Raw genomic sequence first — 909 nt, 5'->3', positions numbered from 1 at the left:
CTGGACGCCGTCACCAATCTGGACGACGACCGCATCCTGCGCCGCTTCGTCACGCTGGTGCGCGCCACCCTGCGCACCAACGCCTACCAGACCGGGGCGGATGGCCAGCCCAAGCCCTATCTGTCCTTGAAGTTCAACAGCGGCCAGATCGACGAGCTGCCCCTGCCCCGCCCGTGGGTGGAGGTGTTCGTCTACAGCCCCCGGATGGAGGGCGTGCATCTGCGCGGTGGGCCGGTGGCGCGCGGCGGCATCCGCTGGTCGGACCGGCGCGAGGATTTCCGCACCGAGATCCTGGGGCTGATGAAGGCCCAGATGGTCAAGAACACGGTGATCGTGCCGGTCGGGTCGAAGGGCGGCTTCGTCGTCAAACGCCCGCCCGCCGCCAGCGCCGGGCGCGAGGCGTTCCAGGCCGAAGGCATCGAATGCTACAAGCTGCTGATGCGCGGTCTGCTCGACCTCACCGACAATCTGACCGCCGACGGAACCGTCGTGCCGCCGCCCGATCTGGTCCGCCACGACGGCGATGACCCCTATCTGGTGGTCGCCGCCGACAAGGGCACGGCCACCTTCTCCGACATCGCCAACGGCGTCTCCATCGACCATGGCTTCTGGCTGGGCGACGCCTTTGCCTCGGGCGGGTCGGTCGGCTACGACCACAAGGCGATGGGCATCACCGCGCGCGGGGCGTGGGAATCGGTCAAGCGCCATTTCCGCGAAACCGGGCTGGACATCCAGACCACCGATTTCACCGTGGTCGGCGTCGGCGACATGTCGGGCGACGTGTTCGGCAACGGCATGCTGCTGTCCAAACACATCCGCCTGCTCGCCGCCTTCGACCACCGCCATATTTTCCTTGATCCCAACCCGGACGCGGCGGCGAGCTGGGCGGAGCGCAACCGGCTGTTCGCC

General features: G+C 68.1%; 1 protein-coding gene. It reads left to right on the top strand.

Annotated elements, in window-relative coordinates; genetic code table 11:
* The coding region (locus tag EJ903_RS26365) for an NAD-glutamate dehydrogenase domain-containing protein (protein WP_148105321.1) at positions 1-909 on the top strand (909 nt) is incomplete at both ends.

Source organism: Azospirillum griseum (assembly GCF_003966125.1).
Lineage (GTDB): Bacteria > Pseudomonadota > Alphaproteobacteria > Azospirillales > Azospirillaceae > Azospirillum > Azospirillum griseum.
This window is presented reverse-complemented; position numbering and strand designations above follow the sequence as displayed.